Raw genomic sequence first — 14,230 nt, forward strand, 5'->3', positions numbered from 1 at the left:
CATCCATTCTTTCAAACGAAAACTTCTGCCTGGACTCTCGAAGTGGGGAAATTGTCTGGATCACTCTCCTCTATGGTTTGATCCGAATTATTGTTTCGCCCGGATAAAATGTCCCTCTCAGCCTCACTTGCTCGTAAGGCAGCAGCGGATTCGCGATTCTTCGCAGCATCAGCTCCGCCGCGCGTTCGCCGGCTTCCCGGACAAGCAGCAAAGGCCGCGACATGGCTTCATAACGGGGATGCGCTTCGTTCTCCATCCCGACAAGGGACAGATCACCCGGAATGCTCAGCTTTAGAAAACCCGCCGCGACTCTCACCCATTCGGCTATGCCAGGTATGGCGGCAATGGCAGCCGTGTATTTACCGGAGCTCAGCTTCGAGGTCAAACGTTCCATCCATGCGGCACGGTCCGAAGAACTCTCCGTTACGTGCTCTGCCGGGTTAGCGAGGCCATGCAATCCAAGCCGCTCCGCCGAAGCGGCGAACGCGCTCCATCGCATACGAAATCCTCTAAGCCGCCCGAGCTCCCCGATGTACAAAATGTCTCGATGTCCCGCCCGATATAGCTCTTCCATCGATTGATGGATGGCGAATTCCACATCCCAGATGACGCTGTCCACCGCCGTTACTTCAGGTGGGTAATTTATAAGCACCTTGGGCAGCGGAAGCTCAAGCAGAATGCTCTCCATCCACTCCGGAATTACCGCGGTCAGGAACAGACCATCCGCGAAGAACAGTCCGTTGTTATCCAGCCAATGCCGAAGCTCGTCCTCGCCGGATATCTCGGCCGGCACGAGCAGCGGATAAAGCGAATGTCCGAGCTCGTTCAGACGCACGCGAACCCCTTCCAACTGCATCTGATGGAAGTCGGAGTCGCCGACGATCAGCATCGCGAAGCGCCGAGGTTTCGCCGACGACCAAGGAATTCGTTCCGCCGAGATGCCCGCTTCTTGCTCCTTCGTCCGGTATCCCAGCTCTCGGGCGCAATCCGTGACGGCCTTGCGCGTCGCTTCGGACATGCCGGGCAACCCTCTCAGCGCCTTGGATACGGTATGAATGGTCAAGCCAAGCTCATCGGCAATCGTTCGTAAAGTCACTTGTTTTCTAATCGACATCCATGCTCCTCCTTGCAGGTTATGCTGATTCTGATTGTAACAAAAATGAAACTATAAATCATGCTTCATTTTCCTTACAATTGAAATTAAGAATAACAATTTGTAAAGGGAGTTGGTCATTGTGTCAAATCGCGAAATCAAATTGGAACGCAGCGTTCCCGTATTCGATGAAGTCGACGTCATCGTTGTCGGGGGAGGCCCGGCTGGTACGGCTGCAGCCATCAGCTCCGCCCGCAGCGGACAAAAGACGATTCTGTTGGAGCATTCGGGGCAGCTTGGCGGTATGGGAACGCTAGGCAACGTAAGCGTATTCATGGGCGTCGGCAACGTAACGGGTATTTATCGGGAGATCATCTCGGAGTTTTTGCCCGAGGCGCTTCCGGATTCGCATCACGTTTCCATTTGGCCGCAATATTCGCCGTTCGAGCTGCGGCATTATTTAAACGTCAAGTTGGAGAAGGAAGGCGTTGAGGTTTATTACCATACCAGCTTCGTCTCTTCTATTATGGAGGGCAAGCGTGTTGCTGGCGTTGTGGCCAATACGCGGGAAGGTCTGCGGGCGTTCGCGGGACGCGTCGTGATAGACTGCACCGGCGATGCCAGAGTCGCCCAGGATTCCGGCGTGCCTACCCGGTCCGGACGAGACGAGGATGGGTTGACGCAGCCGATGACGCTTATGTTCATGATGCAGGACACAGGCAAGCCGGTCCGCCAATATTTGCCCGACGATTGTTATAAGTACGAATCGATCGAGGAGCTTCCGCAAGGCCGCCATCTGTATTGGGGAGGCATGGGCAACGGCACGCTGCTCGTCAACATGACGCGCGTCAAGGGCAATGGAGCGAATATTAAAGATATTAATTATGCCGAGAAGGAATCGCTTCGTCAAGTGTTCTCTGTCGCCAATTACCTGCAGCGAACGAATCATCCGAACCATATTTTGTCCCATGTTCCCGGACAGGTAGGCGTCAGGGAGACGAATCAGATCGAAGGCCGTTATACGTTGACCGAAGAAGACCTGACGAGCGGACGCCGCTTCGAGAACGTGGTTGCCCAGACCAACTATGAGATCGACATTCACAACCCGACCGGCGGAGCGAACACGGACGAACGCAAACTGGACGGATACGATATTCCGTATGGCTGCATGCTTCCTCAGAACGTAGAAGGCTTGATCGTTGCTGGTCGCAGCATCTCCGCCACGCATGTAGCCATGTCGTCGATGCGCGTGCAGGCAACCTGCTACGCGCTGGGTCAAGCGGCCGGCGTCGCTGCTGCGCTTGCCATCGAATCGGGTTCCAACCTCGCGGACATCTCCATCCCTGCTTTGCATAAACAGCTTGAAACGCAAGGCGTTGTTTTTTACAAAGAAAACGGAGGCGCCAGAACTAAACAGACGGTTAACGGCCAATCCTAATCGAAAATGGTGACGTTGCCCTTCCTCCCGCCTGTACGATAGTGATATACAATACCCTTCTCCCCCCTGCCGAAGCGGCGGGGGTGTTGTTTTTGGTGTATGTCCGTTAGCCATGCCCGTTTCGTGCAACCTTAGGGCGACATGGCTCGTCTGTTACACCATATTTCGAGCAACAGACAACATGCAGAGACAGACAAAGGAGTGTGGATCGTAATGAATATGAAACTCTGGCTGTACGCAGCAGCTTTGGCTGGCGCGCTAACGATGACGGCTTGCGCTAATGGCGGCGATAACGGGAACGACTCTTCACAGTCCCCTACTGCCACCGCAACCGCTCAACCCTCCCTGGAAAGCACATCACCCACTCCGGGAGCTACGGCCACCGAACAGCCGACTAAGCCCAGCGAGCAGTCCCAGCAAGACGGTTCTGTCGCAACCGCGGACAAGCTGATCGAAATCCGGAAGCTGGCAAGAGAAGGACGCGTGCCGGGCCTGTCCTATACGGTTCATACCTCTCTGATCGACGACATCGAAAAGGATTGGGGCGAAGCCGACCGCACCGACTCGGCGGGCAAAGGGATTTACGCCACCTACGAAAGCCATCATGCTGCTTTCGGCTACAATAAGGGAAGCGTCGTTTTCGACGTGCGTTCCTATGCCGACGACCTAAAGGATCTTTCGCTTCGCGATATCGAGCAAACGCTTGGCAAAGCGGATTCCGTTACGGAGAATGGAGACGACGATATCTACGTGTATCAAGTTAACGAACAATACGAACTGAAATTCGTTATTCCGGCCAGCAAGGATCGGGTCGATCATATATCCGTGTTCTCTCCGAAAGATGCCCATAATAATATGGCGGGCTGAGTTTCTGTCTTCAACCTTTTCTCGCAGCGTGCCAAGGATAGAATCCATTATTCGGAAGCATCCTATCGATGTGTGGCCGTCTCCGGAACATGTTGCCACGTTACGAATACGAAAGGTGTTGAAGGAATTGAAACAAGTGAAAGATCTCATGTCCACGAATTGCAAAACGGTTACGCTCCAGGATAACGTGTACGAGGTTGCGGTCATCATGGCCCGGAACGATGTAGGTTTCGTACCCGTTGTGGAAACCAATGACTCCGCCAAGCTTATTGGCGCAATTACGGACCGCGACCTGGTCGTTCGGGGATACGCGCAAAAGAAACAGGGTTCCAGTTCGGTCAGCGAAGTGATGAGCGAAGCGCTGGTAACGGTATCCTCTGCGACAGATGCAGAGGAAGCCGCGGATATTATGGCCGCTCATCAAATCCGCCGCTTGCCGGTCGTCGACGACGGACGACTCGTCGGCGTCATCTCGCTTGGCGATCTCGCGCTGGGCAACACGACTAGCAGAGACGCCGGTCAAGCGCTTAGCGAGATTTCCGAGCACGAGAATCAGAACGCGGTGCACTAAAAAATGCCAAAATCCCATCAAGGCCGAAGCGGCCTGATGGGATTTTTTACAACCATTGGCGTTCTGTCAAAGCTCCTCTTCCAGAAGCTGCTTTAATCTTCGGCGCTGATGCTTCTCCTTCATGCGTCGTTCCTTATCTTCCGCCTGCAGAGCTTTCAGCAAAGAGAAGCAGATGCCGATGATAATAAATGCAAAAGGCAATGCGACCACAATGGAAGCCGTCTGAAGTCCGGCCAAGCCGCCGCTGATCAGGAGCGTCACCGCAATGGCAGATTGCAGAACTCCCCAGGCGATCTTTACTTTATTGCCTGGATTTAGATCGCCGTCCGTCGTAAACATCCCCATCACAAATGTCGCCGAGTCGGCCGACGTAATAAAAAAAATCATAATTAAAACCGTAGCGACTACGGACATAATCATACCGAGAGGCAGGTTCTCCAAAGTGAGAAACAGCGCTGTGGTCGTATTCTCCTTAACGCTCTCCGCCAGTTGCGCCCCATCGAACAATTCCTGATGAAGTCCCGTTCCGCCAAAAACGGAGAACCAAATAAAACCAAAAAGACTGGGGATCATCATGACAAAGATGACAAACTCCTTGATCGTTCTTCCCCTAGATACCCTGGCGATGAAAGTACCGACGAATGGCGCCCATGCTATCCACCAAGCCCAATAAAACAACGTCCAGGTGCCTACCCACGTTCCTTTGGAAAACGGAGTCATTCGAAGGCTCATATTGATCAAATTTTGAAGATAGCTGCCTAGTGTGGTCGTAAACGTTTCGAAAATAAACGCAGTCGGGCCCGTCATCCATACAAAAAGCATCAGCAAAACGGCGATAACCAGATTCGTGTTGCTCAATAATTGGATGCCTTTATTTAAACCCGAGACGGCGGATATAAGAAACAACACGGTCACGATGACAATAATCATAATTTGGGTCCAGACCGTAAGGGGCACACCAAACAGATGATGGAGCCCGCCATTAATTTGCAATGCACCCAGGCCTAGAGAGGTGGCGACGCCAAATACGGTCGCTATAACCGCCAATATGTCAATGGCTTTGCCAATCCCTCCGTTCACTAGCCGTTCGCCAAGAAGCGGGATAAACGCGGAGCTGATCAGTCCCTTATAGCCTTTGCGGAATTGGAAATAAGCGAGAGCAAGCGCAATAATGGTATAGATGGCCCATGGATGAAGACCCCAGTGGAAAAACGAATACCGCATCGCCAGCCTCGCAGCATCCGCAGTCCCTCCTTCCGCGCCCTCCGGCGGCGACAAGTAATGAGAGAGCGGTTCGGCCACGCCCCAAAATACCAGTCCAATCCCTATGCCTGCACTAAACAACATCGATAGCCAGGACAGAGTCGAATATTCCGGCTCGTCGTCGTCATCTCCAAGTCGAATATGACCGAATCGGCTAAATGCCAGATAAATCGCAAAGACCAGAAAAAACAACGTAGCAATCAAATAAAACCATCCGAAATTGCTTATCGAGAAATTGTATGCCCATCCGGAAACGGATGCCAGTTGCTCCGGAGCAATTGCGCCCCATATAGCAAACAGAGCTACAATGATGATCGAGACGGCTAATACCATGTAATGTCCCCCACTTTTAATCATATCTGCATGGATTCCAATCATCCACAGTATGTGCAGACCGTACAAATTCCAACCCTCTCCAAAAACAAGAAACTTTTCCGCTGTTGAAAGCGTTATACTATTAAATCTATACATAAGAAAGAGAGGTTTCGTAATGAAAAGAAAGAAATTTAAGCAACGAGGCAGCTTGGTAGTAACCAGCATGGCGGTTCTTGCGCTAACCGTATCGACTCTTGGCCCAGTTCCCGTCCGTGCAGAGGAAGTAGCAACTACCCAGTTGCCGCCCTCGTTGATCGAGCAGCTTGAGCAATGGAAAAAAGGCGTCTACGTTGAGTTCCGCAATCTGCGTATTGGGTTAAGCGAGCAGCCAAGGCTGAAAGACGGCATCATGATGGTTCCGGCACGAGAGTTGCTGATCGGCCTCGGCTATACCTTATCCTGGAACGCTTCCGATCGCTCGCTGCATGCCACGAATCCGGACCAGTCGCGCCCCGAGCTTTTGATCCACGATGGCAGATCCGAGTTGCAGGCGGGGGGCAAATCCGTCGCTGGAGGCACAGCTTCTTTTATTGACGATGGCAAGCTATGGATACCGCTTCGCGCGACTGCCCAATCCATAGGCTTAAAAGTGGAATGGGTTCCTCAAAATCGACTTGCCGTAGTCTCGGATCCATTGGCTACTCCCCAGTTTAGAATCATGACGCTGATTCCGGGGCAAGAAGTCGAAACACCGTCGGTTCTGCTGGATCAGCTAAAAAAGGCTGCGAAGGCAGATGCGGAGATCACCTGGGTAGGCCCTGACCATTACAGACAGAAGTCCATGGTCATGATCGCAGCTGGCGATATGCCGTCTATCATGTTGTTCGACCATCCGTATTTTATCCCCAATAATATTACGGAGAGCATTACGGTTAACCCTGGCCCTTATTTGGACGGTTATCCGACTTTGAAGAAGCTTGCGGAAGAAGGTCCCGGGTCACGATATCTCAATGGAGATCCCTATTTCATACCGCGTCTGAGCGACCCCCATCATGCGTCCTTCCCGGCTATCCGCAAGGATTGGCTGGACAAGCTGGGGCTTATCGTTCCTTCAACAATGGATGAGCTGTACGAGGTTATGAAAGCTTTCACGAATTACGACCCGGATGGAAACGGCAAAAATGATACCTATGGTCTTACTGGCGCCATGTTCGGAGAACAATCGATCGCTTGGGTCGAGCATGTTTTTACCGGCAGACCGGAACGTTTTTCGATCAAGAACGGACAGGTTATCGACCATGCGGTATCCGAGGAAGAAACGAAGGCGCTGCAGTGGCTGGCCAAAGCGTATCAAGAGGGGCTTGTGGATCCTGAATTCGCGGTACTGGGATCACAGCAAGTGATCGAACGTTTAGAGAATGATTCCGCCGGTCTTGCTTCCCTTACGATTGAGCAAGCGGCGGAGCAAAGCGAAGACGATGCCGTTTGGGTACCGCTCGGGTCCCTCAAAGCCGACTCCTCCAGTGCTTCGATTGCGCCTTGGAATTCGGCAGGCAACGGCTCCTACATCATTACGGCAATGGCCAAAGAAGATCCCGACCTCCTTCTTCAATGGCTGAACTATGGCATAGAGACGACTTTAAAAGGCGGTTGGAGCAAGCTAGAAGGATGGAGCGCCGCTGATCAGGCAGCCGTCAACAGCTTGTTCGGACAGCCGGATTTGCTCCAACATAATCCCGTGCTGGATGCCTTGCCGGAGAAGGTGCTCGATCAGTATAAAGCTTCCGTGGAGCAATGGCGGAAGGTGTCGTACGAGGATAGCGCTTTCCCGGAAGCCGAGCTGCTGTGGAGCCAGGGCAAATATATCGAGCTTCGCGACGAGTTGAACATGAACAAAACAAAAGTCATTATGGGAGCCATTAGTATTGACGAATGGAAAACCTACCAGCAAAAGCTCGTCGCGACGGACAGTTATCGCGCCATGATGAAAGAACTAAACGAGCTGCTTAAAGCTCGACTGTAGATCTGGCAATGAAAAAGAACGGCAGATCAGGACATGTCCTGATGCCGTTCTTTTTTCTCAATCGTACACAACCGCAACCGCTCGAACGGGGGAACCGTCGCCGGAGACAATTCGCAGTGGAAATCCGTAAAACATAAAATCCGTTCCGACGGGAAGGCGTTCCAAACTCTGCAGCCCCGTATACGTCACAATATGAATGCCTAACAACGCCCGCTCCAATTCCTCGGACAGTTCACCGCCGACGAATGGCGGGAGCAGTGCCGCGAGTCGATCAAAACATTCGATTCCAACGGATTCGTTGAAAAACAGTCCCCGTCCTTCCGGCCAATCCGTTTCTTCGAGCCTCACTAGACGCGAGGGTCCAAAAAATCGCTCCAAGGGCAGATCGTCCAATGTTGCGGCACCGGGATGCATATGAGAAGGCGCGTCCATATGGGTTCCCGTATGACTGCCCATCGAAAGCTGCCGTAATTCCCAAGAGTGGCTCTCGAAGGTATGAGTTATCTTTACGTTGACCTCTGGGTCGCCGGGATAGACGTCCATCCCATCCACGATCGGCATCGACAAATCAATGACTTTCAACCAGGTGTCCCCTCTCCTATTTTTTAATATACCAAGCTAATTTTAGCTCTATCGACATCCTTCTCTTGCTTGTCCATCCATTACGCTATATGATTTTACTGATGATTGGAGATTTTTTCTAAAGGAGCTGTTACAAGCATGCAATTGGGATTGCAAGGAAAACGTGCCATCGTTACTGGCGGCAGCAAAGGAATCGGCTTCGCTACAGCGATGCTGCTTGCATCGGAAGGCGCCCAGGTCGCTCTCATTGCCCGGGGCCTGGAGTCATTGGAGAATGCTGCAGAGCAGATCGCTGCGAAGACGGGAACGAAGCCCCTCGTTATTCAAGGCGATGTGTCGCGGCAAGAAGATGTCAATCGCGCCGTTGCTGTCGCGGCCGAGCAATTCGGAGGCATCGATATCCTCGTTAATAATGCAGGCGCAATGGCGGGCAAGCCTTTCGAGCAGGTAGATACTGCATCCTGGGCTGCGGATTTGGACCTTAAGTTATTTGGCGCCATACATTGCTCGCAGGCTGTGCTGCCGTATCTGCGCCAGTCCGGAGATGGAGCGATCGTCAACGTTGTGGCTATCGGCGGCAAAACGCCTTCCAGTTCGTCACTGCCCAGTTCGGTCAGCCGTGCATCCGGATTGGCTTTAACGAAAGCAATGAGCAAGGATTTGGCCGCAGGCAACATTCGAGTGAACGCGGTATGCATCGGAGCCATCCAAAGCGACCAGATTGAACGGGTTTGGCAGGCAACCGCCCCGGAATTGTCCTGGGACGAATATGCTGTCCTTCCCAAGCATAACATCCCTCTCGGCAGAATCGGCCGCGCGGAAGAAGCGGCGAACGTGATCGTGTTTCTCGCCTCGGCCGCGGCTTCCTACATAACCGGCACGGCTATTAATATAGACGGCGGCATGTCACCGGTTCTGTAACTATAACTATTATCGATAAAAGCCACTTTACACGTCTTAACGAGACAATTAAAGTGGCTTTCCCATAACGTTCAAACAAGTCAGCTGTTTTCTTCGACCTCCCACCGGTGTCTATATTTCGTGAGTTTAGGATGAGCGTCAGGCGGCGGTTCGCTTATAATTAGACGGATTTTTCCGATCCACTCCTCAAAGGAATGGAAGGAAGCGAAGGCATTCGCCATTGCCGGCGAGACATACAGGAATATCGGTTGCGTATATACATCCATCAAATGCCGCAGCGCCGCTTCGATCGGGGTATACTTCTTGCGTTTCCCTTCCCAATTCTCAACGGTTATGTTTCCACTGTCCTCCCGCTCCTGCCGCCAATCAAATAAATGCCGCTCCCGCTTGTAGTAGGGTTCGATCGGCCGCTTCCAGATTCGTCGGGCGGTCTCTTCGTGCAGCGGATACAAGACAAGCTTAGTAAACAAGCGTGAAGTTGCCAAAGAAGCTGCCCGCTCCAATTGCTCATGGGAAATATCCTGGAAAGTATCGTAAAACACTAATGTTCCCTTTCCCGTAAGCGTGTCCAAGTGTTCCTCGTAACCAAAAGGCACTTTGTTAATGTCGCGATCCATCCAATCCCTCCATTCCTAATCCTTTAACCTTCCACTTAGAAGAAATCCGAGAAATAAGGCGTTTGTTGCTCGATGGCGTCTTCTAATAGATCAAGCGTCTCGGGAGAACAAGCGATACGGCCAATCCTATGCAAATATTCGGGCCGTTTGTAGCCAAGCAGCATCGTCGTCAAGGTCTGAATATTGATGCTGTCTTCGTTCCGACGATTCTGGCTTCGCGAGATCGTACCTTTGCCTTCCGGCGTAATTTGCAGTGTAAACGTTCCTTGATTCCAGGACAGCAATGGATCTTCTAAAGTGAAGGTCCATTCCCTGATGATGTTGGCTGGTTTAAATGGATACTTCGAAATGAATTGTTCGACGTCTACGATCCGGGCCATATAATAAGGCGAGATCGATTCTTTAATATCGGCATCTTCCAGCAAAAAGGAAAGCTGCTCATCCATATGAATGTTGCCTACGACTTTGGATATCATGGAAAAATGAGCGCTAATAAAGTTCCAAAGACCGCTGCGAGCTTCTTCGTGAATAAAAATCATGTCTTTGACATGAAAAACCTCTTCTTCGATCCAATATAGAATATAACCGTCAGGCTGTCCTTCTTCGCCATAATAGACGGCGGCGGTCAAATCATCGGAATCCCAGCGCCAGTATTCACTCCAGGCTAGTTCTTTGCGAAGCATCGCGCCATGCGTCTGCATCGAATATCGTTCATAAGCCCTTTTTACGTCTTCGCTTTCCGGTTCTATGCGAGCGACGTCGCCAGGGACGGGTTTATTTTTGGGCAGTTGGTAATCTTGCACCTCGAATACGATTTTATCGGAGACGATCTCCCACCCTTTGCGGCGATAATAGGGAATCGAGTAAGGGTACAGGTACGAAATCGATTGTTTTTTTTCTCGCATATTGGTGAGAGCCTGCAAGAGCAGCTTATTCATTAAACCTTGTCCGGAATATTCCGGAAAGGTGCCTACCCCGGTCACGCCGCCCATGGCATAAGTTTGATTGAACACCCGAACTTCGAATGGGTAGGTAGATACTTGGGAAATCAGCTTGTCATTGTCGAACCAGCCCAGAACGTCCGCTTGTTGCAGGATGGGAGATTTGGCATGGACGATCTCCTCTTCCTTCCAGCCAGACTTGTACAGATCATTCCGGGTTACCTGAAATACATAGCGCAATAACTGATTATATTGTTCCAGATGCGATACATCCACTTTTTTCATTTTCAAATTTCGTTTGCGACTCATTTCGATTCATCTCCTATTTCTAAACAGGAATACTTTGGTTCTGTATATTATAGCGCATTTCTTTAGAATGCCCATAGTTTGGGTAATCATGACGAATGTGCTCTTGCAAAAGTCTGATGGTATAATGAGTTGTAGTTCATACAAATTATAGAAATGGAGGAAGTGGCATGAGCCGTATACGTAGTATTAAAGAGCAGTTCGGACTTCACTTTACCCCTTTGGACATTCACAACAAGGAATTTTCCGTCAAATATAGAGGATATGACAAGGACGAAGTGGACGAGTTTCTGGATATGATCATTAAAGACTATGAAAAATTGTCGGCCGAATTCGCGAAGCTGCAAGAGCAACAAAACATCGGAGATCATCATCAAGATGTAACCCGATCCGAATTCACTAATCTGAAAGAGAGAGTTATCAAGATGGAGGGAATGCTCAATCGCGCGGGTATTTATTAATTCCTTTCATGAAAAAAGAGGAGCCTGATGGCTCCCCCCTCCCCTATCGCAATTAATGCATGGAATGCATGGTGGAATGACTGACTAAGACACGGCGTATAGTAAGCGCAATCCCAAGACTGATCAAAGTAACGACGAATGTAAAGGTAAAGACATGCTGTGCTCCCTGCATCATCGCATTCGCAAGCTCCGTCGGCAATGTCGGCGAAGCGGAATTGTGCAGATACTTCTCGCTTCCGCCCGACAGAAGGCTGATGGCAACCGCAGTGCCAATCGCTCCCGCGACCTGCTGCAGCGTATTCATCACGGCCGTACCGTGCGGATATAATTCAGGCGGCAGCTGGTTTAACCCATTCGTCTGCGCGGGCATCCACACCATGGAAATGCCTACCATCAATCCGATATGCAAGGCGATGATAAAAGCTACGGAAGAGGTTATCGTCAGTGTCGTAAAGAACCAGACGGTGACGGACACGACTATAAAACCCGGGATTACCAGCCACTTCGGGCCGTACTTATCGAACAGACGCCCCATTCTCGGCGACAATATGCCATTTAGCGCGCTGCCCGGGAGCAGCATGAGGCCCGTCACGAGAGCGGACAGTCCCAAACCTTTCTGCAGGAACATCGGCAATATAATCATGCTCGACAAAATAATCATCATGCACGCCAAAACCATTAACAGACCAACGATAAACATCGGGTGTTTAAACACGCGCAGATTCATCATCGGTTCTTTCATCGTAATCTGACGGATTACGAACAATGCAAGCGCGACTAGGCCAACCGCAATGGAAATGATGACGACCGGATTGCTCCAGCCTTCCGTTCCCTCGCCCGCATTGCTAAAGCCGAATACGACTCCGCCGAAACCAATCGTCGACAACACAATAGAGTAGATATCGATTCGCGGCTTGGACACTTCCGTCACGTTTTCCAGATACTTCAGACCAACCAGTAAACCAACAATCAAAAATGGAAGCGAGAACCAGAAAATATAATGCCAAGTTAAATACTCAATTAATAACCCTGCTACCGTCGGTCCTGTCGCTGGCGCGAACATGATGACAAGTCCGACAAAACCCATAGCCGCTCCACGCTTCTCAGGCGGATAGACGACCAGGATGGTATTAAACATAAGGGGAAGCAATAACCCCATACCAAATGCCTGCATGACGCGGGCTGCCATCAACATTTCGAAATTTACCGCGAGTGCCGCTATGACTGTACCGACAATGGAACTCGCAAGCGATCCGATAAATAGCTGCCTGGTCGTGAAACGTTGCAGCAATAGTCCACTCATCGGCATTAAGATGCCAAGCGTTAACAGAAATCCGGTCGTTAACCATTGAGCGGTTGCGGCCGATATCTGGAACACGTCCATCAAATTACTGATCGCGATGTTAAGTGCCGTCTCGCTAAACATGCCTACGAAACCGCAGATTAACAGCGATGCCATAATGGCGCGTGTATTGTACTTCTTCATGAAATTCACTTCTCCCAATCTGTGTAGTTAATCATGCGCGATGTGACATTCTTGCCTCCTTCGTTTTTAGGGCTGAGTTCTATTCTACACGCTTTTGCCTTCGATTCAATAGCGAAAATCGATTTAAAAAGAAAAAAACCGCGATAAACGCGGTTTGAAGCAATCGTATATCATTTCTTTATAGTCCAACTGCATTGCCGCGTTCAAGCCGAACAATTTGCTGCTCTCCTGCTTCCGCTAATTGGCGGAATTCTTCGATGCTCGCTCTCATGCGGGGGAGCGCATCCTGCTTGTATTGACTAATCGCTTCCATTGCGGCAAAGGTGTCGGCGAAGGCCTGCTTCAGTGAGTCCACCGAGATGCTCGAATCAATGGCTCCTTTATGAATTTCCGTCCCTTGCGTGTTCAACATTCTTGCCGTGTTTTCGATAAAAGTATTCGTCGTCGCGTACAAAGCGTTAAGCTGATCCAGCACGATTTTTTGGTTTGCGAGAGCGCTGGCGACGGTTGCCGCAACCCGCAAAGCCGAAACGGTAACCGTGTTGGCACGATCAACGCCACGGATGAGTTCCTTGTTGTTCCGAATAATAATTTCGAATGCCATGTAACCTTGTTGGTTGACGGCCATCATGGATTGCATATCCATCGTACGCTGACGAAGCGGGAACAACACTTCTTCGATGATAAACCTGATTTTTTCCGGATCCTCGCTGCGCAGCTTCGCTGCTTCAATCTGAGCCTCGATCGCTTCGTCCATAAAGGCAGCCAATTGAATTTCCTTCTCCAGCTTCTTTGTTAAATCCCGCAGCGCATGTTGTTCAATCAAGAGCGTCGTATTATCGTCTTTTAAGCCGGCTTTGCCTTTCTCGAGCAATTGAACAATCTTCGCGATTACGGCGTCCGCCTTTTCAAACTTCTGGAAGTAAGCCCTTAACGGATTAAACAGCTTCCCGAAAAGACCCTTCTTTAAAAAATCAATGCCGCTTGGATCCAGATCCTTCATATACATATGAAGTTCGCCAAGCCCTTTGGCTACAACTCCGCCCTCTTCGCCCGACTTGGACAGACTTCCCAAAGACACTTGCAGCAACGCGTTTTTGGATGAGGAGGTTTTCATGGTATCATATCCGAATTGCTCCACGGACGTAAGAATGGATTTTCGTTTCTCCAGCGAGTCCATGTCGATCGACATAATGGCCTTTACATTCTGGTCGGCTTGTTCCTTTAGTTGTTCGACTTCCTTCGGGATGGGTTTAATCTGTTCCTCAACGATTTCTTTAAGCTCTTCAGCACTTGATACCTGCATGGAAAATGTCATTGAAATTCCTCCCTTAATCTATCGTTGG

Annotated in this window: 13 protein-coding genes; 6 read left to right on the top strand and 7 right to left on the bottom strand. The window is 50.5% G+C overall.

Annotation, left to right across the window (positions count from 1 at the left end; genetic code table 11):
- Positions 1–70 precede the first annotated feature (70 nt).
- Positions 71–1,114, bottom strand: coding sequence for a LacI family DNA-binding transcriptional regulator (locus KJW29_RS08620; protein ID WP_214629453.1), 1,044 nt, complete (start codon positions 1,112–1,114; stop codon positions 71–73).
- A 121-nt stretch (positions 1,115–1,235) separates the two neighbouring features.
- On the opposite strand from KJW29_RS08620, the gene KJW29_RS08625 reads away from it, so the two are divergent.
- The 3 genes from KJW29_RS08625 to KJW29_RS08635 all read left to right on the top strand — a co-directional run bounded on the left by KJW29_RS08625 (position 1,236) and on the right by KJW29_RS08635 (position 3,969).
- On the top strand, positions 1,236–2,531 hold the full coding sequence (locus tag KJW29_RS08625; protein ID WP_246608650.1) for an FAD-dependent oxidoreductase: 1,296 nt from the start codon (positions 1,236–1,238) through the stop codon (positions 2,529–2,531).
- Positions 2,532–2,744: 213 nt separating this feature from the next.
- Positions 2,745–3,398: a YjgB family protein gene (locus tag KJW29_RS08630; protein WP_214629454.1), complete on the top strand. Its 654-nt coding sequence runs from the start codon at positions 2,745–2,747 to the stop codon at positions 3,396–3,398.
- A gap of 127 nt (positions 3,399–3,525) precedes the next feature.
- Entirely contained in the window at positions 3,526–3,969 is a 444-nt protein-coding gene (locus KJW29_RS08635; RefSeq protein ID WP_214629455.1) for a CBS domain-containing protein, read from the top strand.
- 66 nt (positions 3,970–4,035) lie between these two features.
- Here KJW29_RS08635 and KJW29_RS08640 read toward each other — a convergent pair whose 3' ends face one another.
- Positions 4,036–5,565, bottom strand: coding sequence for a glycine betaine uptake BCCT transporter (locus tag KJW29_RS08640; protein ID WP_214629456.1), 1,530 nt, complete (start codon positions 5,563–5,565; stop codon positions 4,036–4,038).
- A gap of 157 nt (positions 5,566–5,722) precedes the next feature.
- Between KJW29_RS08640 and KJW29_RS08645 the strand changes: the two genes are divergently transcribed.
- Complete coding sequence (locus tag KJW29_RS08645; RefSeq protein WP_214629457.1) at positions 5,723–7,570, top strand: stalk domain-containing protein; 1,848 nt, start codon at positions 5,723–5,725, stop codon at positions 7,568–7,570.
- A 57-nt stretch (positions 7,571–7,627) separates the two neighbouring features.
- Here the strand turns inward: KJW29_RS08645 and KJW29_RS08650 are convergent, their stop codons facing one another.
- On the bottom strand, positions 7,628–8,152 hold the full coding sequence (locus KJW29_RS08650) for a cyclase family protein (RefSeq protein WP_214629458.1): 525 nt from the start codon (positions 8,150–8,152) through the stop codon (positions 7,628–7,630).
- A 138-nt stretch (positions 8,153–8,290) separates the two neighbouring features.
- On the opposite strand from KJW29_RS08650, the gene KJW29_RS08655 reads away from it, so the two are divergent.
- The gene (locus KJW29_RS08655; protein ID WP_214629459.1) at positions 8,291–9,073 is read left to right on the top strand and encodes an SDR family oxidoreductase; all 783 of its coding nucleotides are present in this window, start codon (positions 8,291–8,293) and stop codon (positions 9,071–9,073) included.
- A gap of 80 nt (positions 9,074–9,153) precedes the next feature.
- Here the strand turns inward: KJW29_RS08655 and KJW29_RS08660 are convergent, their stop codons facing one another.
- Together KJW29_RS08660 and KJW29_RS08665 are read right to left on the bottom strand one after the other, a co-directional pair.
- Positions 9,154–9,690 carry a hypothetical protein gene (locus KJW29_RS08660; RefSeq protein ID WP_214629460.1) on the bottom strand — a complete coding sequence of 179 codons (537 nt, stop codon included), beginning with the start codon at positions 9,688–9,690 and terminating at the stop codon, positions 9,154–9,156.
- Between the two features lie 35 nt (positions 9,691–9,725).
- Positions 9,726–10,940, bottom strand: a complete 1,215-nt coding sequence (locus KJW29_RS08665; RefSeq protein WP_214629461.1) for a GNAT family N-acetyltransferase — start codon at positions 10,938–10,940, stop codon at positions 9,726–9,728.
- Between the two features lie 167 nt (positions 10,941–11,107).
- Here KJW29_RS08665 and KJW29_RS36460 point away from each other — a divergent pair, with 167 nt between their 5' ends.
- Positions 11,108–11,398 (top strand): DivIVA domain-containing protein, encoded by a 291-nt coding sequence (locus tag KJW29_RS36460; RefSeq protein ID WP_214629462.1) that lies wholly within the window; start codon positions 11,108–11,110, stop codon positions 11,396–11,398.
- A gap of 52 nt (positions 11,399–11,450) precedes the next feature.
- Here KJW29_RS36460 and KJW29_RS08675 read toward each other — a convergent pair whose 3' ends face one another.
- Both KJW29_RS08675 and KJW29_RS08680 read right to left on the bottom strand, forming a co-directional pair.
- The gene (locus KJW29_RS08675) at positions 11,451–12,884 is read right to left on the bottom strand and encodes a DHA2 family efflux MFS transporter permease subunit (RefSeq protein WP_108992529.1); all 1,434 of its coding nucleotides are present in this window, start codon (positions 12,882–12,884) and stop codon (positions 11,451–11,453) included.
- A 178-nt stretch (positions 12,885–13,062) separates the two neighbouring features.
- Positions 13,063–14,202 carry a toxic anion resistance protein gene (locus tag KJW29_RS08680; RefSeq protein ID WP_214629463.1) on the bottom strand — a complete coding sequence of 380 codons (1,140 nt, stop codon included), beginning with the start codon at positions 14,200–14,202 and terminating at the stop codon, positions 13,063–13,065.
- Positions 14,203–14,230 lie beyond the last annotated feature (28 nt).

Origin of the sequence: Paenibacillus agaridevorans (genome assembly GCF_018604145.1) — a bacterium.
GTDB lineage: Bacteria > Bacillota > Bacilli > Paenibacillales > Paenibacillaceae > Pristimantibacillus > Pristimantibacillus agaridevorans.